The 22,168-nt window shown below is 69.9% G+C and carries 17 protein-coding genes; 6 read left to right on the top strand and 11 right to left on the bottom strand.

Annotation, left to right across the window (positions count from 1 at the left end; translation table 11 throughout):
* Nucleotides 1-130 precede the first annotated feature (130 nt).
* From tal to pgl, 5 genes are all read left to right on the top strand, one after another.
* Nucleotides 131-1,243 carry a transaldolase gene (tal, locus tag DEJ18_RS08015; RefSeq protein WP_111080758.1) on the top strand — a complete coding sequence of 371 codons (1,113 nt, stop codon included), beginning with the start codon at nt 131-133 and terminating at the stop codon, nt 1,241-1,243.
* A 2-nt stretch (nt 1,244-1,245) separates the two neighbouring features.
* The gene (locus DEJ18_RS08020; RefSeq protein WP_111211469.1) at nt 1,246-2,844 is read left to right on the top strand and encodes a phosphoglucose isomerase-related protein; all 1,599 of its coding nucleotides are present in this window, start codon (nt 1,246-1,248) and stop codon (nt 2,842-2,844) included.
* A gap of 18 nt (nt 2,845-2,862) precedes the next feature.
* A complete protein-coding gene (zwf, locus tag DEJ18_RS08025) occupies nt 2,863-4,401 on the top strand; it encodes a glucose-6-phosphate dehydrogenase (protein ID WP_111080756.1) in 1,539 nt (512 codons plus the stop codon).
* Nucleotides 4,398-5,342, top strand: coding sequence for a glucose-6-phosphate dehydrogenase assembly protein OpcA (locus DEJ18_RS08030; RefSeq protein WP_111211468.1), 945 nt, complete (start codon nt 4,398-4,400; stop codon nt 5,340-5,342). The genes zwf and DEJ18_RS08030 overlap by 4 nt, the downstream gene beginning before the upstream one ends.
* 120 nt (nt 5,343-5,462) lie before the next feature.
* Nucleotides 5,463-6,233: a 6-phosphogluconolactonase gene (pgl, locus tag DEJ18_RS08035; RefSeq protein ID WP_111211467.1), complete on the top strand. Its 771-nt coding sequence runs from the start codon at nt 5,463-5,465 to the stop codon at nt 6,231-6,233.
* Between the two features lie 184 nt (nt 6,234-6,417).
* Here the strand turns inward: pgl and DEJ18_RS08040 are convergent, their stop codons facing one another.
* From DEJ18_RS08040 to uvrB, 11 genes are all read right to left on the bottom strand, one after another.
* Nucleotides 6,418-6,780 carry an RNA polymerase-binding protein RbpA gene (locus DEJ18_RS08040; RefSeq protein WP_110825022.1) on the bottom strand — a complete coding sequence of 121 codons (363 nt, stop codon included), beginning with the start codon at nt 6,778-6,780 and terminating at the stop codon, nt 6,418-6,420.
* Nucleotide 6,781: 1 nt separating this feature from the next.
* Nucleotides 6,782-7,033 (bottom strand): preprotein translocase subunit SecG, encoded by a 252-nt coding sequence (gene secG, locus DEJ18_RS08045; protein ID WP_110825023.1) that lies wholly within the window; start codon nt 7,031-7,033, stop codon nt 6,782-6,784.
* A 141-nt stretch (nt 7,034-7,174) separates the two neighbouring features.
* Nucleotides 7,175-7,954, bottom strand: a complete 780-nt coding sequence (gene tpiA / locus DEJ18_RS08050; RefSeq protein ID WP_111211539.1) for a triose-phosphate isomerase — start codon at nt 7,952-7,954, stop codon at nt 7,175-7,177.
* Complete coding sequence (locus tag DEJ18_RS08055; protein WP_111211466.1) at nt 7,951-9,168, bottom strand: phosphoglycerate kinase; 1,218 nt, start codon at nt 9,166-9,168, stop codon at nt 7,951-7,953. Before DEJ18_RS08055 ends, tpiA begins: the two co-directional genes overlap by 4 nt.
* A gap of 4 nt (nt 9,169-9,172) precedes the next feature.
* Entirely contained in the window at nt 9,173-10,177 is a 1,005-nt protein-coding gene (gene gap, locus DEJ18_RS08060) for a type I glyceraldehyde-3-phosphate dehydrogenase (RefSeq protein ID WP_110825025.1), read from the bottom strand.
* Nucleotides 10,178-10,396: 219 nt separating this feature from the next.
* The gene (whiA, locus tag DEJ18_RS08065) at nt 10,397-11,377 is read right to left on the bottom strand and encodes a DNA-binding protein WhiA (protein WP_111080752.1); all 981 of its coding nucleotides are present in this window, start codon (nt 11,375-11,377) and stop codon (nt 10,397-10,399) included.
* Between the two features lie 78 nt (nt 11,378-11,455).
* The gene (gene rapZ, locus DEJ18_RS08070) at nt 11,456-12,343 is read right to left on the bottom strand and encodes an RNase adapter RapZ (RefSeq protein WP_111211465.1); all 888 of its coding nucleotides are present in this window, start codon (nt 12,341-12,343) and stop codon (nt 11,456-11,458) included.
* Nucleotides 12,344-12,424: 81 nt separating this feature from the next.
* Nucleotides 12,425-14,485, bottom strand: coding sequence for an excinuclease ABC subunit UvrC (gene uvrC / locus DEJ18_RS08075; protein ID WP_284177144.1), 2,061 nt, complete (start codon nt 14,483-14,485; stop codon nt 12,425-12,427).
* Nucleotides 14,486-17,494 (bottom strand): excinuclease ABC subunit UvrA, encoded by a 3,009-nt coding sequence (gene uvrA, locus DEJ18_RS08080; RefSeq protein ID WP_258376940.1) that lies wholly within the window; start codon nt 17,492-17,494, stop codon nt 14,486-14,488. It abuts the gene before it with no gap.
* A gap of 48 nt (nt 17,495-17,542) precedes the next feature.
* Entirely contained in the window at nt 17,543-18,493 is a 951-nt protein-coding gene (locus tag DEJ18_RS08085; protein WP_111080749.1) for an SDR family NAD(P)-dependent oxidoreductase, read from the bottom strand.
* On the bottom strand, nt 18,483-20,573 hold the full coding sequence (gene uvrB / locus DEJ18_RS08090) for an excinuclease ABC subunit UvrB (RefSeq protein ID WP_181431077.1): 2,091 nt from the start codon (nt 20,571-20,573) through the stop codon (nt 18,483-18,485). The genes DEJ18_RS08085 and uvrB overlap by 11 nt, the downstream gene beginning before the upstream one ends.
* Nucleotides 20,574-20,716: 143 nt before the next feature.
* On the opposite strand from uvrB, the gene DEJ18_RS08095 reads away from it, so the two are divergent.
* The gene (locus DEJ18_RS08095) at nt 20,717-22,054 is read left to right on the top strand and encodes an MFS transporter (protein ID WP_111080748.1); all 1,338 of its coding nucleotides are present in this window, start codon (nt 20,717-20,719) and stop codon (nt 22,052-22,054) included.
* Nucleotides 22,055-22,168 lie beyond the last annotated feature (114 nt).

Here is a 22,168-nt window from a genome sequence, read left to right on the forward strand (position 1 = left end):
ATCCGGGCCCGGCCCTTCCGCACGGGAGGCCCGCAGCGACTCCGCCACGGACCTCCCGTCCCGGGGGCACGCCCCCGCACAGACCCCGGCCCCAGCGGCCGACGAACGAAACGAAGAAGAGAAGAAGCGAATGACTGACACCACTCCCACCGAAGCCCTCTCCGCCGTCGGCGTGAGCATCTGGCTCGACGACCTCTCCCGTGAGCTCCTCGAGACCGGTCGTCTCGAGAACCTCATCGCCGACCGCAACGTCGTCGGCGTCACGACCAACCCGACGATCTTCGCCTCGGCCCTCGCCAAGGGCGAGCGTTACGACGCGCAGGTCAAGGAGCTGGCCGCCGCCGGCACCGACGTGACGAACGCGATCTTCGAGATCACCACGCAGGACGTCGCGAACGCCTGCGACGTCTTCGCTCCGCTCTACGCGTCCACGAAGGGCTTCGACGGCCGCGTGTCGATCGAGGTCGAGCCGGGTCTCGCCCACGACACGGCGAAGACCATCGAGCAGGCGAAGTTCCTGTTCGACAAGGTCGGCAAGGAGAACGTCCTCATCAAGATCCCGGCCACGGTCGACGGCCTCGAGGCCATCACCGAGGTCATCGGTGCGGGCATCTCGGTCAACGTCACCCTGATCTTCTCGCTCGAGCGCTACCGCGCCGTGATCGACGCCTACCTCGGCGGGCTCGAGAAGGCCAAGGCCGCCGGCCACGACCTCTCCAAGATTCACTCGGTCGCATCGTTCTTCGTGTCGCGTGTCGACTCCGAGATCGACAAGCGTCTCGACACGATCGGCACCGACGAGGCCACCGCGCTCAAGTCCAAGGCCGGCATCGCCAACGCGCAGCTCGCCTACCAGGTCTGGACCCAGGCCTTCGCGACCGAGCGCGCGCTCGGCCTGCTCGAGTCCGGCGCCAACACGCAGCGCCCGCTGTGGGCCTCGACCGGTGTCAAGGACCCGTCGCTGCCCGACACGCTCTACGTGACCGAGCTCGCCGCCCCGAACACCGTCAACACCATGCCGGGCAAGACCCTCGAGGCGACCTTCGACCACGGCGAGGTCCACGGCGACGCCATCGCCGGCACCTTCGACGACGCGAACCAGGTCATGGACCAGCTCGCCGCCGTCGGTGTCGACTACGACGACGTCGTCGCGCTCCTCGAGAAGGAGGCCGTCGACAAGTTCAACGTCTCCTGGGGTGAGCTCGTCGACACCGTGAAGACCGCACTCGAGAACGCCAAGTAGGAGTGACCGTCTCCATCGCCGCCAGCGGTGACGCGGCGCGGGCCATCGACACGGTGGTCCCGCGCCTCGTCACCGACCTGGTGGCGTCCGGGATCACGGCACAGGACGCCGCTCTCTGGGGTCCGGACGCCGAGGTCGAGGCGTCGAAGCGTCTCGGCTGGGTGGAGGCGGTCTCCGTCTCCCGTCCGCTCGTCGCCGAGGTCGCCGCGCTCCGCGAGCAGCTGCTCGCGGAGGGCGTCGACCGGGTCGTGCTCGCGGGCATGGGCGGCTCGTCCCTCGCTCCGGAGGTCATCGCCCGCACCGCCGGTGTCCCCCTGGTCGTCCTCGACTCGACCGACCCCGCGCAGGTCCGCGCCGCGCTGACCGAGCTCGAGCGCACCGTGCTCGTCGTCTCGTCGAAGTCGGGCTCCACCCTCGAGACCGACGCACAGCGCCGGGTGTTCGAGCAGGCGTTCCAGGACGCCGGCATCGACCCGGCCGGACGCGTCGTCGTCGTGACCGATCCGGGCTCAGCGCTCGAGTCGTCCGCGCGGCAGGCCGGGTACCGCGTCTTCACCGCCGACCCGACGGTGGGCGGCCGCTACTCCGCGCTGACGGCCTTCGGGCTGGTCCCGGCCGGGCTCGCGGGCGCCGACATCGCCGAACTCCTCGACGAGGCCGACGCGATCAGCGTGCTGCTCGCCGTCGACACCGACGAGAACCCCGGGCTGGTGCTCGGCGCCGTCCTCGCCGGTACCGCTCCCCTGCGGGACAAGATCGGCATCGTCGCGGACGGCACCCACATCCTCGGCTTCGGCGACTGGGCCGAGCAGCTCATCGCCGAGTCGACCGGCAAGGACGGCCGCGGACTCCTCCCCGTCGTCCTCGACGTCGACTCCCCCGAGGTCACCGCAGGCCTGACCGACATGCAGATCGTCCGGCTCGTCGGCTCGCGGGACGACGAGCGGCACGTCGCCGCCGGCGAAGTCGAGATCACCGGCACGCTCGGCGGCCAGTTCCTCGTGTGGGAGTACGCCGTCGCGGTCGCCGGGCGTCTGCTCGGGATCAACCCGTTCGACCAGCCCGACGTCGAGGCCGCCAAGGTCGCCGCTCGCGCCCTGCTCGACGGCACCTCCTCCGCGGACGTCGTCCCCGCGTTCGACGAGGACGGCATCGCCGTCTCCGCGACCGGTGGACTCGAGCCCGGAGCGACCCTCACCCAGGCCGTGTCGAGCCTCCTGGCCGCTCTCGGTCCGGACGGGTACGTCGCGGTGCACGCGTACGTGGACCGCACCGCGGACCACGACCTGGAGGCCCTCCGCGACCTCCTCGCCACGCGCACGGGCCGCCCCGCCACCTTCGGGTACGGACCCCGGTTCCTGCACTCGACGGGCCAGTACCACAAGGGCGGCCCCGCGAACGGCGTGTTCCTGCAGATCGTCTCCGACGAGCAGGACGACCTCGCCGTCCCCGGCCGCCCGTTCACGTTCGGCCGACTCCTCCGGGCCCAGGCCGCCGGCGACGCGAGTGTCCTCGCGGAGCACGGTCGCCCGGTGCTGACCCTGTCGACCCGGGACCTCCCGGCGGCGGCATCGGTCATCACGGCCGCACTCACCACCTGATCAAAGGAGTTCACCGACATGTCACCGGTGGCGATCACCCCGGAGCACAACCCGCTCCGGTTGCCCACGGACCGTCGACTGAACCGGATCGCGGGTCCCAGCACCCTCATCATCTTCGGCGTCACGGGAGACCTCTCCCGGAAGAAGTTGATGCCCGCGGTCTACGACCTCGCGAACCGGGGGCTCCTGCCCCCGGGCTTCGCGCTGGTCGGGTTCGCTCGGCGCGACTGGGAGGACCAGGACTTCTCCCAGCTCGTCCACGACGCCGTCAAGGAGCACTCGCGGACCCCGTTCGACGAGGACGTCTGGCGTCAGCTCGAGCAGGGGATCCGCTTCGTCCAGGGGTCGTTCGACGACCCCGAGGCGTTCGCGCTCCTCAAGGAGACCGTCGACACCCTCGACGCCGAGCGTGGGACGCTCGGCAACCACGCCTTCTACCTCTCGATCCCGCCGAAGATGTTCCCGGTCGTCACCGAGCAGCTCAAGCTCTCCGGGCTCACCGAGAAGCGTGACGGGTCGTGGAGCCGGGTCGTGGTCGAGAAGCCCTTCGGCTCCGACCTGCGGACCGCCCGCGAACTCAACGCGATCGTCGAGAGCGTCTTCGCGCCGGACGACGTCTTCCGCATCGACCACTACCTCGGCAAGGAGACCGTCCAGAACCTCCTGACGCTCCGGTTCGCGAACCAGATGTACGAACCCATCTGGAACTCGAACTACGTCGACCACGTGCAGATCACGATGGCCGAGGACATCGGCGTCGCCGGTCGGGCCGCGTACTACGACGGCATCGGTGCGGCACGCGACGTCATCCAGAACCACCTGCTGCAACTCCTCGCCCTCACGGCGATGGAGGAGCCGGTCTCGTTCAAGGCCGGACACCTCCGCGCCGAGAAGGAGAAGGTGCTCTCGGCGGTCCGGCTGCCGGAGGACCTGTCCACGGCGACCGCCCGCGGGCAGTACGCCGGCGGCTGGCAGGGCGGCGAGAAGGTGCTCGGGTTCCTCGAGGAAGCGGGCATGAACCCCGAGTCCACGACGGAGACCTACGCCGCGATCCGCCTCGACATCGCGACCCGCCGCTGGCAGGGCGTGCCCTTCTACCTGCGGGCCGGCAAGCGTCTCGGCCGCCGCGTCACCGAGATCGCGATCGTGTTCAAGCGCGTCCCCGAGGACGTGTTCGGCATCGAACAGTCACCGCTCGGTCAGAACGCGCTCGTCATCCGCGTGCAGCCGGACGAGGGCGTCACGCTCCGCTTCGGCTCGAAGGTCCCGGGCGTCGGGACGCAGGTCCGCGACGTCACGATGGACTTCGGCTACGGCCACGCGTTCACCGAGGCCTCCCCCGAGGCCTACGAACGGCTCATCCTCGACGTGCTCCTCGGTGACCCGCCGCTGTTCCCGCGGCACCAGGAGGTCGAGCTGTCCTGGAAGATCCTCGACCCGATCGAGGAGTTCTGGCGGACACAGGGCCAGCCCGAACAGTACCGTCCTGGCACGTGGGGTCCGGCATCGGCCGACGAACTCCTCGCCCGCGACGGTCGGACCTGGAGGCGTCCATGAAGATCGACCTGCCGAACACCACGGTCTCGAAGATCCAGAAGACCCTGGTGCACATCCGCGAGGAGGGCGGGGCCGTCGCTCTCGGCCGCGTGCTCACCCTCATCGTCTCGACCGCCCTCGGTCGCGAGGAAGAGGCCATCGAGGCCGCCAACCAGGCGTCCCGCGAGCACCCGATGCGCGTCGTCATCGTGTCGAAGAACGAGGGTGATGTCGCGTCCCCCGGTCGTCTCGACGCGCAGATCCGCGTCGGCAGCGACGCGGGCGCCAGCGAGGTCATCGTCCTCCGCGCCTACGGCGAGACCGCTGCGGACGAGGAGAGCCTGGTCACCGGACTGCTCCTCCCCGACGCGCCCGTCGTCGCCTGGTGGCCGGAAGCCGCGCCGGAGAAGCCGTCGGTCTCGCCGCTCGGCCGGATCGCCCAGCGGCGGATCACCGACGCCGCGGCGCAGAAGGACCCGAACGCCGCGATCATGGCGCTCGCGGACTCCTACGCGCCCGGTGACACGGACTTCGCCTGGACGCGCCTCACGCTGTGGCGGAACCAGCTGGCGGCCGCGCTCGACCAGCCGCCGTTCGAGCCGATCACCGCGGTCGAGGTCTCCGGTGCGTTCGACAGCCCGTCGACGGTGCTCCTCGCCGCGTGGCTCGGCCTCCAGCTCAAGGTCCCCGTGGAGGTCACCACCTCACCGCGGGCGACGGGCTCGAGCGGCATCCACGGCGTGAAGCTCTTGCGCGACTCCGGCACGATCGAACTCGAGCGTTCCCTGGTCGACGTCGCGACCCTGTCGATGCCGGGGCAACCGACGCACGACCTGTCGTTGCCGCGCCGGAACCTGCGCGACTGCCTGGCCGAGGAACTCCGTAGACTCGACCCGGACGTCCTCTTCGGAGACGTCGTCAAGCACGGGGTGGCCAAGCTCCGCGAACGCATCGCGGGCTGACCACCGCCACGGTCCGACCGTCCGTCCTCCCCCGCCCTGCCCGTCAGGTCGGGCGGGCCGGACGGCCGGCCGGACCGACCGCGGTCACATGGGTGGCCGCATCACGAACACGGGAGTCACGTGACCAACGAACGGCGGGTGCTGGTGCACCCCGACAAGCAGGCCCTCGGCGCCTCCGTCGCCGCACGCTTCATCACGAAGATCATCGACGTGCTCGACGAGCAGGGGCGGGCCGACATCGCGATCAGCGGTGGCTCGGTCTCGACCCTGGTGCTCGCGGCGATCGGGCAATCGCAGGCGCAGGAGAGCGTCGACTGGTCGAAGGTGCACGTCTGGTGGGTCGACGAGCGCTGGGTGCCCGCGGGTGACGCCGACCGCAACGACGCCGGTACGCAGACCGACTTCCTCGACCACGTCAGCATCCCGGTCGAGAACATCCACCCCATGGCCGCGTCCGACGCCGGTCTGACGATCGACGAGGCCGCGGACCATTACGAGCGCGAGCTGCACGACGCCGCGCCGGACTCCGCCGATGCACCGCGGTTCGACATCACGCTCCTCGGCGTCGGACCGGACGGCCACACGGCGTCGCTGTTCCCGGAGTTCCCGCAGCTGCGCGTCACCGACCGCATGGTCGTGTCCGTGGACGACTCCCCCAAGCCGCCAGCCCAGCGCCTGACGCTCACCTACCCGGTGATCAACGCGTCGCAGCGGGTCTGGGTCATCCTCTCCGGCGCCGAGAAGGCGTCCGTGCTCGGGCTCGCCCTGGCGGGTGCCGCGGTGGACGAGGTACCGGTCGGTGGTGTGCAGGGCCGGAAGCGCACCGTCTTCTTCGTCGACCAGGACGCCGCGCGCGACGTTCCGGAGAACCTCATCGCGTCGACCTACTAGACGCGATCACTCACGGACGGGAGGCGCGGTGCCAGCTGGCACCGCGCCTCCCGTCTGTCTGCGCCCGGCGTCGGCCGTGGGAGACCCGCCGGACGTGTCACCCGACCGCGCGCGCAGGGCTGACGACCTGACCCATGACGAAGGCCCCCGCACCAACGGTGCGGGGGCCTTCGGACGTCGAGCGCTACTTGGCGGCGGTACCGCGGCGCTGGCGGAGCTGCTGCAGTGCGTCCTCGAGGAGCTGCGCTGCCTCTTCCTCGGTACGCCGTTCCTTCACGTACGCCAGGTGCGTCTTGTACGGCTCGGTCTTGGCGACCTGCGGCGGGTTCTCCTTGTCGCGGCCGGCCGGGAGACCCGTGGACGGGGAGTCGACCGTCTCGGGGATCTCCTCGTCGGGGAGGTTCGCGGCGAAGTACCGTACGACCTCGTTGCCCATCGCGTCCCAGTAGGAGATCGCGACGCGTTCGGCCTGGACCCCGCGGTCCTGTTCGCCCATCGGGCCTGCGCCCACACGCGACCCGCGGATGGCGCTTCCTCCGGATGCCATGTCAGCTCCCTGCCGTGAACTTGTTGATGAGACCGAGCACGATGATGCTCGAGATCCAGAGGAGCCCGAGGATCACGGTGATGCGGTTCAGGTTGCGCTCGGCGACGCCGGATGCCCCGAGGTTGCTCGTCACACCACCGCCGAACATGTCGGAGAGGCCGCCACCGCGACCCTTGTGCAGGAGGATGAGGAGCGTGAGCAGGAGGCTCGTGATCGCGAGCAGGACCTGCAGCACGACGGAGAGTATCGCCACGACGTACCTTTCGTGTCAGTCAGCCATCCGAGTATACCGGTCGCGCGGCGCGCGCTCGGGAACCGGGCGGGTTGAGCGGTGCGGGAGGGGCACAGCACGAGGCGCGACGGGCGGTGCCCGTCGCGCCTCGGCGGTGCTGGTCTACAGACCGACGTGCTGCTGGAACCGCGCGATGGCGGCGAACTCCTGCACGTCGAGGGACGCGCCACCGACGAGCGCGCCGTCGACGTCGGGCTCACGGAGGAAGCCCGCGATGTTGCCCGACTTCACCGATCCGCCGTACAGGACGCGCGTGTCGGCAGCGGCCTGGTCACCCCAGGCAGCAGCGATGCCGCGACGCAGGGCAGCACACTCGTCCTGCGCCTGCTCCGCCGTGGCCGCCTGGCCGGAGCCGATGGCCCACACCGGCTCGTACGCCACGACGATCTCGGCCGGCTGCACGGCAGCGAGGACGACCTGCAACTGCTCGACCGGGACGACCCCGGCGCCGCGCTGCTCACGCTGTTCGCCCGTCTCCCCGACGCAGACGACCGGCACCAGCCCGTGCTTCACGGCAGCTGCGGTCTTGGCGGCCACGATCTCGTCGGTCTCACCGTGCATGGTGCGACGCTCGGAGTGGCCGACGATCACGTACTTCGCGTCGAGTGCGGCGAGGAACGCGCCCGAGACGTCACCGGTGTAGGCACCGGAGTCGTACTGCGACAGGTCCTGGGCGCCGAACGCGATGGGCAGCTTGTCGGCGGAGATGAGCGTCTGCACGCTCCGCAGGTCCGTGAAGGGCGGGAACACCGCGACCTCGACGTCGGCGTGGTCGTGACGGGCGTCCTTCAGGGTCCACGCGAGTTTCTGGACGGTGGCGATGGCCTGGAGGTGGTCCAGGTTCATCTTCCAGTTGCCCGCGATGAGCGGCGTGCGGGTCATGCGGACCACCCCAGCGCTTCGAGGCCGGGGAGCGACTTGCCCTCGAGGAACTCGAGGCTCGCCCCACCACCGGTGGAGATGTGGCCGAACTGGTCGTCGGCGAAGCCGAGAGACCGGACGGCGGCTGCCGAGTCACCACCGCCGACGACGCCGAGGCCGTCGACCTCGGTGAGCGCCTGCGCGACGGTCTTCGTGCCCGCGGCGAAGGCCGGGAACTCGAACACGCCCATCGGGCCGTTCCAGAACACGGTCTTCGACGAGGACACCGCTGCGGCGAACCGCTCCGCCGTCTCCGGGCCGATGTCGAGCCCGATGCCGTCCGCTCCGAACGACGAGGACTCGATGGCGTCGGCGGCCACCGTCTCGTGCTCGGCGTCGGTGGCGAAGCCGGAGGCCACCACGACGTCGGTCGGCAGGTCGATGGTCACGCCGAGCTCGCTCGCTCGCGACAGGTACTCCCGGACGGTGTCCAGCTGGTCCTGCTCGAGCAGCGACTTCCCCACCCCGTGGCCCTGGGCCGCGAGGAAGGTGAAGAGCATGCCGCCACCGATGCAGATGGTGTCGACGCGCGGCAGCAGGTGGTCGATGACCCCGAGCTTGTCGCTGACCTTCGAGCCGCCGAGGACGACGGTGTAGGGCCGCTCGGGTTCCTCGGTCAGGCGCTCGAGCACCGTGAGCTCCTGCTCGATGAGCTGACCGGCGGCACTCGGGAGGGCCGATGCCAGCTCGTAGACCGAAGCCTGCTTGCGGTGCACGACACCGAACCCGTCGGAGACGAAGGCGTCCCCGAGCGCTGCGATGCGGTCGGCGAAGGCTCCGCGTTCGGCGGCGTCCTTCGAGGTCTCCTCCGGGTTGAACCGGAGGTTCTCGAGCAGCAGGACGTCACCGTCCTCGAGGGCCTCGGCGGCCGCGGTCGCTTCGTCGCCGACGGTCTCGCCGACGAACGCCACCGGCTTGGCCAGCAGTTCGGACAGCCGCTGGGCGACCGGCGCGAGCGAGTACTCCGGCGTCGGTGTGCCGTCGGGTCGGCCGAGGTGCGACACGACGATCACGCGCGCGCCGGCGGTGATCAACGTGTTGAGCGTGGTCAACGACGCGCGCACACGGCCGTCGTCCGTGATCGTGCCGTCCTTGAGCGGGACGTTCAGGTCACAGCGGACGACGACACGCTTGCCGGCGAGGTCGCCGAGGTCCTCGAGGGTGCGGAGAGCCATCAGGTCAGAGCTTCTCGCCCACGAACTCGGTCAGGTCGACCAGGCGGTTCGAGTAGCCCCACTCGTTGTCGTACCACGAGGTGATCTTGACGAGGTTGCCCATGACCTTGGTCAGGCCGGAGTCGTAGATCGAGGAGTGCGGGTCCGTCGTGATGTCGGTCGACACCAGCGGGTCCTCGCTGTAGAGCAGGATGCCCTTCAGCGGGCCCTCGGCGGCGGCCTTGTAGACGGCGTTGATCTCGTCGACCGTGACGTCCGACTTGGTCTCGAGCGTGAGGTCCGTGATCGAACCGGTCGGGACCGGCACGCGGAGCGCGAAGCCGTCGAGCTTGCCGGCGAGCTCCGGGAGGACCAGGCCGATGGCCTTCGCCGCACCCGTGGAGGTCGGGACGATGTTCAGGGCCGCGGCACGGGCACGACGCGGGTCCTTGTGCGGGCCGTCCTGCAGGTTCTGGTCGGCGGTGTAGGCGTGGACCGTGGTCATGAGACCGCGCTCGATGCCGAACGCGTCGTGGAACACCTTGGCGAGCGGCGCGAGGCTGTTCGTGGTGCACGAGGCGTTGGAGATGATGTGGTGGTTCGCCGCGTCGTAAGTGTCCTCGTTCACGCCGAGGACGATGGTGACGTCGTCACCGGTCGCCGGGGCGGAGATGATGACCTTCTTGGCACCGGCGTCGATGTGCTTCTGCGCATCGGCGGCCTTGGTGAAGAAGCCCGTGGACTCGATGACGATGTCGACGCCCAGTTCGCCCCAGGGGAGGTTGGCGGGGTCGCGCTCGGCGAGGACCTTGATGGCCTTGCCGTCGACGACGATGTTGTCGCCGTCGAGCTCGACGGAGACGCCGAGCTTGCCGGTGATCGAGTCGTACTTGAGCAGGTTCGCGAGCGCGGCGTTGTCGGTGAGGTCGTTCACCGCCACGATCTCGAGGTCGCTGCCCTTGGCCAGAGCGGCGCGGAAGAAGTTACGGCCGATCCGGCCGAAGCCGTTGATACCGATCTTGACGGTCAATGGTTCTCCTGTTGGGTGTGGAGCGCCTCGGGGAGGCACTGCTTTTCGGAGTGTGGAGGTGTCGTCGGGGACGACGGCCGGCCCACGTGTCGTGGACGATACGCCCGTGACGTCGCCCTCACGACCCTAGCAGTCGGACCCCCACGGACCACCTGCATGACGCCGACCCGGGGCGGGTCGGCGCGCAGTGGCCGCGGGGGTCCGGAGGGGACGAGTCGGTCAGGCCCCTTCGAGTTCCTCGGGCACGCTCGCCTCGGTGCCGGGGACGCCGAGGTCGGCGGCACGCTTGTCGGCCATCGCCAGCAGTCGGCGGATCCGACCGGCGATGGCGTCCTTCGTCATGGGCGGGTCGGCGTGCTGGCCGAGCTCGTCCAGCGACGCGTCGCGGTGCTCGAGCCGCAGGGTGCCGGCGTACTGCAGGTGGTCGGGGACCTCGTCGCCGAGGATCTCCAGCGCCCGCTCGACCCGGGCGCACGCGGCGACCGCGGCCTGCGCCGAACGACGCAGGTTCGCGTCGTCGAAGTTCACGAGGCGGTTGGCGGTGGCACGGACCTCCCGGCGCTGGCGCATCTCCTCCCAGTCGGCCGTCGTCCGGGCGGCGCCCATCGCGGTGAGCATCTGTCCGATGGCCTCGCCGTCGCGGATGACGACCCGGTGGACCCCACGGACCTCGCGGCCCTTCGCGGCGATGCCGAGGCGGGAGGCAGCGCCGACGAGCGCCATCGCCGCTTCGTTGCCGGGGCAGGTCACCTCGAGCGCTGCGGCACGACCCGGGTCGGTCAGGGTGCCGGAGGCGAGGAACGCGCCACGCCAGATGGCGGCGAGGTCCTCGCGGGTGCCGGTCGTCAGGCGGTTCGGCAGCCCGCGCACCGGACGCCGCCGGGCGTCCATGAGCCCGGTCTGGCGGGCCAGGGTCTCACCGGCCTCGAGGACGCGGACGAGGTACCGGGTCCCGCGCCGCGACGACGCGGTCGACCCGACCGAGGCCTCGCTCCGCACGCCGTACAGCTCGGCGAGGTCCTTCCGGACGCGGTGCACGATGATCCGGGTGTCGAGCTCGACCTCGACGGCGATCCGGCCGGAGATGACGTGCAGGCCCCCCGCGAACCGGAGCACGGTCGCGAGCTCGGCGGCGCGGACCGTGTTCCGGTTGACGACGACCCTGGCCAGTTCGTCCTTCACCTCGGCAGTCAACGGCACGGCATCATTCCTTACGTTCTTCGGGGTGGGGTTCCGCGGCCCCGGGGCGCACGCGTGTCGAGACGGCCGGTGGGACGGTCACTCCCGGCCGAGATCTCGGTTCTTCACACGCACGGCGACGTTGGGCATCCCGCGGAGGAGGCTCGCCAGCTCGGCGACGATGGCGACCGAACGGTGCTTGCCGCCGGTACAGCCGATGGCGATCGTAGCGTGTCTTTTGTTCTCCCGCTGGTACCCCTCGAACACCGGCTCGAGGACGGAGGCGTAGCGGTCGACGAACGGACGCGCCCCGGGCTGCTCCAGGACGTAGTCGGACACCGGCTTGTCGAGCCCCGTGTGCGGCCGCAGTTCCGGCACCCAGTAGGGGTTCGGGATGAAGCGCACGTCGGCGACCATGTCGGCGTCGGCGGGCAGGCCGTACTTGAACCCGAAGCTCATCAGGGTGACCTGGACGCCGACGAAGCGGTCCTCGGCGAACTTCTCGGTGACGGCGTTCGCGAGCTGGTGGATGTTCAGGTCGGACGTGTCGACGATCATGTCCGACGCCTCGCGCAGGCCGAGCAGGCGGGTGCGCTCCCGTGCGATGCCGTCGAGCAGCGTGTCCTCGCCCTGCAGCGGGTGGGGCCGTCGGACCTGTTCGAAGCGCCGGACCAGGACCTGGTCGGTCGCTTCGAGGAACAGCACCCGGACCCGGGCGCTGGTGCTCTCGCGCAGCTGCTGGACGGCGTGCTCGGGGTCCGTGAAGAACCGCCCGCCGCGCACGTCGACGACGGTCGCGATCTTCGGGATCGACTCCCCCGCCCGGTCCGCCAGGTCGGTCAGCGGCCCGAGCATCTGCGTCGGGAGGTTGTCGACCACGTACCAGCCGAGGTCCTCGAGCGCCTTCCCCACCGTCGACCGCCCGGCGCCGGACATGCCGGTCACGATGAGGACGTCGTGCTGCTGCTGCGAGGTGGTTTCGGTCATCTGCGAAGGAGCTCCGTCGTGGTGTGGCCGGGCGGGTCGCCCGGCCGGTTCGAGCGCCGCCGGCCCAGGTCGAGGACCAGGCTACCGTCCGGTCGCCGGGGCCGTGCGGGCGTCATGCGCGCCGGGCGCACTGGTCGGGGTGGGTGCACTGGCCGGGGTGGGTTCACTGGCCGGGGTGGGTGCACTGGCCGGGGTGGGCGCGCTGGCCGACTCGGGGGTGTCCACCGGGACCGTCGTGAGCTTGCGCACCACGGCGGCCGCCGTCGCGGGCCCGACGCCCGGCACCTCGGCGACCTCTTCCGCTGTGGCCTGGCGGAGGCGGGCCACTGAGCCGAAGTGCTTCAACAGCGCGGCCACGCGGTTCGGTCCGAGCCCGGGGATCTCGGACAGCTGCGACTTGACGTCCCGCTTCCGTCGCGTCCGCTGGTGCGAGATGGCGAAGCGGTGGGCCTCGTCGCGGAGACGCTGGATGAGGAAGAGCGCCTCGGAGTTGCGCGGCAGGATGACCGGGAAGTCGTCATCCGGCAGCCAGAGCTCCTCGAGACGCTTCGCGATGCCGACCAGGGCGATGTCGCCGACCCCGGCCTCGTCGAGCGCGCGCTTCGCCGCGGCGACCTGGGGCTGCCCGCCGTCGACGACGAGGAGCTGCGGCCGGTACGCGAAGCGTTTCGTCGGCTTCGACCCCTCGACGACGGCGTCGCCGGTCACGTCGGGCACGTCCGGCACGGCCGCGTCCTCGTCGAGACGCGCCAGTCGACGGGTCAGCACCTGGTACATGCTGTCGGTGTCGTCGGTGGTCTCGGCGATCGTGTAACGCCGGTACTGGTCCTTGCGCGGCAGGCCGTCCTCGAACACGACCATCGACGCGACGACGTTCGTCCCCTGCAGGTGCGAGATGTCGTAGCACTCCATCCGCAGGGGCGCCTCGGTCATGCCGAGCGCCTCCTGGATGTCGGCGAGGGCCGCCGCCCGGGTCGTGTAGTCGGCTGAGCGCTTCGTCTTGTAGAGCATGAGCGCCTGCTGGGCGTTCTGCGAAGCCGTCCGGGCGAGACCCGCCCGGTCACCGCGCTGGGCGGTGCTGAGCTTCGTGCCACGGCCACCCCGGCGGTCGCTGAGCCACTGCTGCAGGGCATCGGCGTCGTCCGGCAGGACCGGCACGACGACCTCACGCGGCGGTTCCTCGCCGCCGGCCCCGGCGGGCAGTTCACTGCCGGTGTAGACGCCCTGCACGATCTGCTCGACGAGGTCGCCCGTGCTGATGTCGAGCTCCTTGTCGACGACCCAGCCGCGCACACCGCGGATGCGTCCGCCGCGCACCGAGAACAGCTGCACGGCGGCGGCCAGCTCGTCCTCCGCGATGCCGAACAGGTCGAGGTCGACCGAGTCCTTGAGCACGACCGCGGACTTCTCGAGCACGGCTTCGAGGGCCTCGACCTGGTCGCGGTACCGGGCTGCCTGCTCGTACTGCATGGCGTCGGCCGAGGCCGCCATCCGCTGCCGGAGCTGCGTGATCACGCGACGGTCGTAGCTGCCCATGAACCGCACGAACTCCTCGACGAGCGCACGGTGCTCCTCGATCGTGACGCGTTGCGAGCACGGCCCGCCGCACTTGCCGATCTGCCCCGGGAAGCACGGCTTGCCGGTCTGCATGGCGCGCTTGTAGGACGACTCCGAACAGGTGCGGATCGGGAAGACCTTGATCATCAGGTCGATGGTGTCGTGCACGGCCCAGATCTTCGGGTACGGGCCGAAGTACTTCGCGCCCTTGATCTTCCGGTTGCGCGTGACCATCACCCGCGGCGCCTCGTCGGCCATCGTGATCGCCATGTACGGGTACGACTTGTCGTCACGGAACTTGACGTTGAAGGGCGGATCGAACTCCTTGATCCAGGTGTACTCCAACTGGAGCGCCTCGATCTCCGAGCCGACCGTGGTCCACTCGACGCTCTGCGCCGTGAGGACCATGCGCCGGGTCCGTTCGTGCAGGGTGTGCAGCGGCGCGAAGTAGTTGCTCAGCCGGGCGCGGAGGTTCTTCGCCTTGCCGACGTACAGCACGCGGCCGTTGCCGTCACGCCACCGGTACACGCCGGGGTCGGTCGGGATCTCCCCCGCCTTCGGCCGCCACGGGACGGTGTCCGCCACCTAGCGAGCACCTGCCTGCTGTGCACCTGCTCGACGAGCACCCACGGACCGCTCCTTGCCCACGCGGGCGTCCTGCGCGTCGAGGATCTCGCGGAGGAAGACGCCGGTGTGGCTCTCCGGGACGTCGGCGACGTGCTCCGGGGTGCCCGTGGCCAGCACCGTGCCGCCGCCCGACCCGCCCTCCGGGCCCATGTCGATGAGCCAGTCGGCGGACTTGATGACGTCGAGGTTGTGCTCGATGGTGATGACGGTGTTGCCCTTGTCGACCAGGCTCTGCAGCACGAGGAGCAGCTTCCGGACGTCCTCGAAGTGCAGACCCGTGGTCGGCTCGTCGAGCACGTAGACCGTGCGGCCGTTCGAACGACGCTGCAGCTCGGTCGCGAGCTTGACCCGCTGTGCCTCCCCGCCGGAGAGCGTCGCCGCGCTCTGCCCGAGTCGCACGTAGCCGAGGCCGACGTCGACGAGGGTCTGCATGTAGCGGTGGATCGCCGAGATCGGCTCGAAGAACTCGGCCGCCTCGCTGATCGGCATGTCGAGCACCTCGGAGATGCTCTTGCCCTTGTAGTGCACCTGCAGCGTCTCGCGGTTGTACCGGGCGCCGCCGCAGACCTCGCACGCGACGTAGACGTCGGGCAGGAAGTTCATCTCGATCTTGATGGTGCCGTCGCCCGAGCAGTTCTCGCAGCGGCCGCCCTTGACGTTGAAGCTGAAGCGTCCGGGCTGGTACCCGCGGGTCTTCGCCTCGGGGGTCTCCGCGAACAGCTGACGGATGCGGTCGAAGACACCCGTGTAGGTCGCCGGGTTCGAGCGCGGCGTCCGTCCGATGGGGGCCTGGTCGACGTGCACGACCTTGTCCAGCTGGTCGAGGCCCTTCACCCGGGTGTGCTTGCCCGCGATGTGCCGGGCACCGTTGAGCTGGTTGGCCAGCACCTTGTACAGGATGTCGTTGACGAGCGTCGACTTGCCGGAGCCGCTGACCCCGGTGACCGCGGTGAAGACCCCGAGCGGGAAGTCGACGTCCACGTCCTTGAGGTTGTTCGCCCGCGCGCCCTGCACGCTGATGACCCGCTTGCGGTTGACCTTCCGACGCTCCGACGGCATCTCGATCGCCCGGCGCCCGGCGAGGTAGTCACCCGTGATGGACTCGCGGTTCTCGATCATGTCGTCGTACGAGCCCGAGTGCACGACGTTGCCGCCGTTGACGCCCGCGCCGGGTCCGATGTCGACGACCCAGTCCGCCGTGCGGATCGTGTCCTCGTCGTGCTCGACCACGATGAGCGTGTTGCCGAGGTCCTTGAGCTTCACGAGCGTGTCGATGAGCCGACGGTTGTCGCGCTGGTGCAACCCGATGCTCGGCTCGTCGAGGACGTACAGCACGCCGGTCAGCCCGGAACCGATCTGGGTCGCGAGCCGGATGCGCTGCGCCTCGCCACCGGAGAGACCACCGGCGCCACGTGCCAGGGTGAGGTAGTTGAGGCCGACCTCGAGCAGGAACTCGAGCCGCGCCCGGATCTCGCGCAGGACGGCCGCGGCGATGTGCGCCTCGCGCGCCGTGAGCGTGATGTCCGCCATGAACCCGTAGGCCTCGTCGAGGGCCATGTCCGTGACGTCCGCGATGCTCCGGCCGTCGACCGTGACCGCCAGGACCTCGGGCTTGAGACGGGTGCCGTCACACACGGGGCACGGCACCTCGCGCAGGTATCCCTGGAACCGCTGGCGCTGCGAGTCGGTCTCGGCCTCGGCGAACTTGCGCTCGATGTAGGGCATCACGCCCTCGAACCCGCTCGTGTACCGCATCTCGCGGCCGAAGCGGTTCTTCCACGACACCGAGACCTCGAAGTCCTTGCCGGTGAGGATGGCGGCCTGCACCGACGACGGCAGCTGGTTCCACGGGGTGTCGAGACGGAAGTCGAGCTCCTTGCCGAGGCCGGCGAGCAGCTTCTCGAAGTAGGAGTACAGGCCGCTCGTCCCGGTCCAGGGCAGCAGGACGCCGTCTGCCAGGGACGCTTCGGGGTCGCCGAGCACGAGGTCCGGGTCGACCGACATGCGGGTCCCGAGGCCGGAGCACTCCGGGCAGGCGCCGAACGGGGCGTTGAACGAGAAGGTCCGCGGCTCGATCTCGGTGAGGGCCAGCGGATGGTTGTTCGGGCAGGAGAGGTTCTCGGAGTACGTCCGCACCGCACCCGGGCCCTCGTGGTCGACGAGGTCGATCGCGACCGTGCCGTTCGTGAGGCGCAGAGCCGTCTCGAGCGAGTCGGTCAGTCGGCCGAGGATGTCGTCGCTGGCGACCAAGCGGTCGACGATGACCGAGATGTCGTGCTTGACCTGCTTCTTGAGCGTCGGCGGGTTGCTGAGCTGGATGCGCTCTCCGTCGACGATCGCACGGGAGTAGCCGGACGCCGCGAGCTCCTGGAAGAGGTCGACGAACTCGCCCTTCTTCTTCGACACGATCGGCGCGAGCACCTGGAACCGGGTACCGGTCTCCTGCGTCATGAGCTGGTCGGCGATCTGCTGCACGCTCTGCTTGCTGATCACCTCGCCACAGACGGGGCAGTGCGGGATGCCGATGCGCGCCCAGAGCAGACGCATGTAGTCGTAGACCTCGGTGATGGTGCCGACGGTCGACCGCGGGTTCCGGTTCGTCGACTTCTGGTCGATCGACACGGCGGGCGACAGCCCCTCGATGAAGTCGACGTCGGGTCGGTCGACCTGTCCGAGGAACTGGCGCGCGTACGCCGACAGGGACTCGACGTACCGGCGCTGTCCCTCGGCGAAGATGGTGTCGAAGGCCAACGAGGACTTGCCCGATCCGGACAGGCCGGTGAACACGACGAGGGAGTCGCGCGGGATCTCGAGGTCGACGTCTCGGAGGTTGTGCACCCGCGCGCCGCGGACGCTCAGCGTCGACGTGTCGTGGGGTGCCGTACCGCCGGGCAGGTGCAGGTCCGACGGCTCGTCGAAGTCGTCGGGTCCGGGCATGGCGGTTCCGCGGTCAGAGGTGATGGTCATCGCAGACGATTCTACGAACCGACTCCGACAAACGCCCGCCCCGACGACTCAGCCGAGTGCGTCCAGAGCGAACGCGACCCCGGAGGCGGCTTCACTGGCGGCCCACAACCGCGCGGCTTCGGTCCGGTCGTGCGCCCGCGGTTCCGCCGGCACGACGGCAGGCCCACCCCGGAGCTGGAACCAGCCGTCCGGCCCCCAGTACTCACCCGACCGCACGTCGCCACCGACCACCGCGCGCACGAGCGGCACGGCCCCGGCGTCCTTGCCCTGGGCGATCCACCGCTGACCGGGACGGACCCAGCCCGGCTCGGTCCGCGCGACGCTCACCTCTGGTCGGGCCGGCGTCAGCGAGTCGAGCGCGAGTCCGGGGTGCGCCACGACGCTCGACACCGGCGACCCGGCGTCGGCGAGACGCTGCGCGAGCTCGAACCCGAAGAGCATCACCGCGAGCTTGCTGCGCCCGTACTGGCGGTATCCGGAGTAGTGCCCGGCGGCGAGCGGATCGTGTCGGTCGAGGGTGACCCAGCGGTGCGAGATCGAGCCGAGGTGCACGACGCGACCTCCGGTCTCCTGCAGGAGCGGGAGCACCAAGGCCGTCCAGGCGAAGTGGCCCAGGTGGTTCGTCCCGACCTGCAGCTCGTGCCCCTGCGCGGTTGAGCGGCGCTGGCGGGACCCGACCACTCCGGCGTTGTTGAGGACCGCGTCGACCGCTCCCCGTCGGGCCAGCTCGGCCGCGGCCGCCCGGACCGAGTCGAGGTCCGCGAGGTCGAGGTGCAGGTGGTCGAGCGTCGCCGCGGGTACCTGCTGCCGGATGCTGCGCTCCGCGGCGGCTGCCTTCTCGCGGTTCCGGGTGGCGAGGACGACCCGGTGGCCGGCCGCGGCGAGCTGCTCCGCCGCCTGGTACCCGAGCCCGGCGCTCGCACCCGTGACCACCACCGTCCGCTGCCGGTCGCCCGAGACGGCACCGTCCGCGGTGGACGGGCTCGACTCAGACGACATGTCCGGCGGACTCCATCTGCCGCAGCGCCTTCTTGAGGTCCTGCACCTCGTCCCGGAGCCGCGCCGCCAGTTCGAACTTGAGCTCGGCGGCAGCCTGCAGCATCTGGTCGTTGAGATCCGCGATCGTCGCTTCGAGCTGCGTCGCGCCTTCGCCCGCGATGCCCTCGCGACGGAGGGACGGCGTGGGCGCCCGTCGGCCGTCCCGCACGCCACCACCCCGACGCTCGAGGAGCTCACGGGTGTCGTCGCTCTCGCGGTTGAGGACCTCGGTGATGTCCGCGATCTTCTTGCGGAGCGGCTGCGGGTCGATGCCGTGCTCCAGGTTGTACGCGACCTGCTTCTCGCGACGGCGGTCGGTCTCCTCGATGGCCTGCTTCATGGAGTCGGTCATCTTGTCGGCGTACATGAGCACCTGGCCCGACACGTTGCGGGCGGCGCGACCGATGGTCTGGATGAGGGACGTCGACGACCGGAGGAAGCCCTCCTTGTCGGCGTCGAGGATCGCGACGAGCGAGACCTCCGGCAGGTCGAGGCCCTCACGCAGCAGGTTGATGCCGATGAGCACGTCGTACACACCCTGTCGCAGCTCGGTGAGGAGCTCGACGCGCTTGAGGGTGTCGACGTCGGAGTGCAGGTACCGTACCCGGACCCCGGCGTTGCCGAGGAAGTCGGTGAGCTCCTCGGCCATCCGCTTGGTGAGCGTGGTGACGAGCACGCGCTCGTCCTTGTCCACCCGCTGCGTGATCTCCTCGAGCAGGTCGTCGATCTGGCCGTCACTCGGCTTGACGATGATCTCGGGGTCGACCAGGCCGGTCGGACGGATGATCTGCTCGACCACGCTGTCCGTGATGCCCAGCTCGTACTTGCCCGGGGTCGCCGACAGGAACACCTTCTGCCCGACGCGGTCGAGGAACTCCTCCCACTTCAGCGGTCGGTTGTCCATGGCGCTCGGCAGGCGGAACCCGTGCTCGACGAGCGTGCGCTTCCGGGAGGCGTCGCCCTCGTACATCGCGCCGATCTGCGGCACGGTGACGTGCGACTCGTCGATGACGATGAGGAAGTCGTCCGGGAAGTAGTCGATGAGGCAGTGCGGGGCCTCGCCCGGCCCACGGCCGTCCATGTGCCGCGAGTAGTTCTCGATGCCCGAGCAGAAGCCGATCTGCTCCATCATCTCGATGTCGAACGTCGTGCGCATCCGGAGCCGCTGGGCTTCGAGCAGCTTGCCCTGGCCCTCGAGCTCGGCGAGGCGTTCGGCCAGTTCCTCCTTGATCGATCCGATGGCCCGGTGCATGACGTCGGTGTCGGCGACGTAGTGCGACGCCGGGAAGATCGAGACGGCGGGCAGGTCGTCGATGACGTTGCCAGTCAGCGGGTGCAGGGACGAGAGCGCCTCGATCTCGTCGCCGAACATCTCGATGCGGATCGCGTGCTCTTCGTACATCGGGATGATCTCGAGCGTGTCTCCGCGCACCCGGAACGTCCCACGGGCGAAGTCGACGTCGTTGCGCTGGTACTGCATGCTGACGAACTTGCGGACGAGCTGGTCACGGGAGATCGTCTGACCGACGTGCAGCGCGACCGAGGCGTTCATGTACTGCTCCGGCGTGCCGAGACCGTAGATGCACGACACGGTCGAGACCACCACGGTGTCGCGACGGCTGAGCAGCGAGTTCGTCGTCGAGTGCCGGAGCCGCTCGACCTCGGCGTTGACGGACGAGTCCTTCTCGATGAAGGTGTCGGTCTGCGGGACGTACGCCTCGGGCTGGTAGTAGTCGTAGTACGACACGAAGTACTCGACGGCGTTGTTCGGCAGGAGACCGCGGAACTCGTTCGCGAGCTGAGCCGCCAGCGTCTTGTTGTGCGCGAGCACGAGGGTGGGCCGCTGCACCTGCTCGATGAGCCAGGCGGTGGTCGCCGACTTGCCGGTACCGGTCGCGCCGAGCAGCACGACGTCGGTCTCACCCGCGTTGATGCGCCCTGCCAGTTCGGCGATCGCGGCGGGCTGGTCGCCGCTCGGTGAGTACTCGCTGATGACCTCGAAGGGTCGGATGGCGCGCGTGGGCTCGATGGCAACTCCCATGCCTGCAACAGTAGGCGCGGCCCCTGACATCGGAGGGCTCTGCTCGCCCACGGCGTACTCTCCGCTGATAGCGGTCTCAGAGGGTCCTGATCGGCAACGGTCGTAACCTCCGGTCCGTTCAGCAACCCGACCGAAGAGACCCCATGACCACGGCCCCTGCCCCCGCCCCGGCACCGACCACGGGGACCCCGTTCCGCGGACGCATCCGCGGACGGGTCCTCCTGCTCCTGTGCTTCATGTACGCCATCTCGTACATCGACCGCACGAACATCTCCACCGCTCTCCCGCACATCACCGACGAGTTCGGTCTCTCCGAGACCGACGCCGGGTTCATCGTCGCGGCGTTCTCGCTGCCGTACGCGCTCCTCCAGGTGTTCGGCGGGACGATCAGCGAGAAGTTCGGCCCACGCCGGGCGCTCTTCGTGATCACGGTGGTCTGGGGCGTCGCGACGCTCTGGTCCGGCCTGGCGATCGGTTTCTGGACGCTGTTCGCCGCGCGGCTCCTGCTCGGGCTGAGCGAAGCCGCCGCGTTCCCGTCCGCCACCCAGGCGATGAGCCGCTGGATCCCGCGCGACCGGAACGGCTTCGCGCAGGGCGTCGTGCACTCCGCCGCCCGGCTCGGCAACGCGCTCGCGCCGCTTCTGGTGGCGTACTTCATCGCGATCAGCGGGTGGCGACTCGCGTTCTTCGCCACGGCCCTCCTGTCCGTGGTCTGGGGCGTCGTCTGGTTCGTCGCCTTCCGGGACCGGCCGGAGGACGCCAGGGGCATCACGAAGTCGGAACTGGCCGAACTGCCGCCCGTCGAGACACGCGCGACCCGGCCTCCGGTCCCCTGGCGGGCCCTCGCCCGGCAGATCCTGCCGGTCTCCTTCGTCGACTTCGGCTACGGGTGGACGCTCTGGGTGTTCCTCACCTGGATCCCGACCTTCCTCAGCGACGAGTACGACCTCGAGATCAGTGCCTTCGCCTGGTTCACGACCGCCGTGTTGCTCGCCGGCGTCGTCGGGGACACCGTCGGTGGGATGCTCAGCGACCGGATCATCCACCGCGGTGGCGACACCCGACACGCGCGGCGGGTGATCTTGGTCATCGGGCTCGGCGGGTCCCTGCTCTGCCTGCTGCCCCTGATCGTCGCCGGGCAGAGCCTCACCGTGGCCACGGTGTCGCTCGCGCTCTCGTTCTTCTTCCTCGAGCTGTGCAACGCCAACCTGTGGGCGATCCCGATGGACGTCGCTCCGCAGTGGTCGGGCACCGCGTCCGGCTTCATGAACACCGGCTTCGGCGTCGCCGGCGTGGTCTCCCCCATCGTGTTCGGCGCGCTCATCGAGGCCTCGGGCTGGCAGGTGCCGTTCGGGATCTCCTGCGTCCTGCTCGCGGCCGCCGCCGTCGTCGCGTGGGTGATGAAGCCGCAGCGTCTGACCATGACCGACGGCGTCCTCGAGATCGGCGTGCCCGCAGCGGAGCGCGACGCGGCCAGCTGACCGCCGCCGGGGCGTCACGCGATGCGATGACCGACAGCCCCTCACCGCGAGCGGGAGGCGGGCCTCCCGGCCTGGAGGCCCGCACCACGTCGCGCGGACCGCCGCCGTCCGTCT

The organism is Curtobacterium sp. MCSS17_015, from assembly GCF_003234265.2.
Taxonomy (GTDB): Bacteria; Actinomycetota; Actinomycetes; order Actinomycetales; family Microbacteriaceae; genus Curtobacterium.

Bases quoted from the DNA above. Each gene is read 5' to 3' on its own strand.
- tal (WP_111080758.1), top strand. From the start codon at position 131: ATGACTGACACCACTCCCACCGAAGCCCTCTCCGCCGTCGGCGTGAGC.
- zwf (WP_111080756.1), top strand. From the start codon at position 2,863: ATGTCACCGGTGGCGATCACCCCGGAGCACAACCCGCTCCGGTTGCCC.
- DEJ18_RS08030 (WP_111211468.1), top strand. From the start codon at position 4,398: ATGAAGATCGACCTGCCGAACACCACGGTCTCGAAGATCCAGAAGACC.
- DEJ18_RS08040 (WP_110825022.1), bottom strand. From the start codon at position 6,780: ATGGCATCCGGAGGAAGCGCCATCCGCGGGTCGCGTGTGGGCGCAGGC.
- tpiA (WP_111211539.1), bottom strand. From the start codon at position 7,954: ATGACCCGCACGCCGCTCATCGCGGGCAACTGGAAGATGAACCTGGAC.
- DEJ18_RS08055 (WP_111211466.1), bottom strand. From the start codon at position 9,168: ATGGCTCTCCGCACCCTCGAGGACCTCGGCGACCTCGCCGGCAAGCGT.
- rapZ (WP_111211465.1), bottom strand. From the start codon at position 12,343: ATGACCGAAACCACCTCGCAGCAGCAGCACGACGTCCTCATCGTGACC.
- uvrA (WP_258376940.1), bottom strand. From the start codon at position 17,494: ATGACCATCACCTCTGACCGCGGAACCGCCATGCCCGGACCCGACGAC.
- DEJ18_RS08085 (WP_111080749.1), bottom strand. From the start codon at position 18,493: ATGTCGTCTGAGTCGAGCCCGTCCACCGCGGACGGTGCCGTCTCGGGC.
- uvrB (WP_181431077.1), bottom strand. From the start codon at position 20,573: ATGGGAGTTGCCATCGAGCCCACGCGCGCCATCCGACCCTTCGAGGTC.
- DEJ18_RS08095 (WP_111080748.1), top strand. From the start codon at position 20,717: ATGACCACGGCCCCTGCCCCCGCCCCGGCACCGACCACGGGGACCCCG.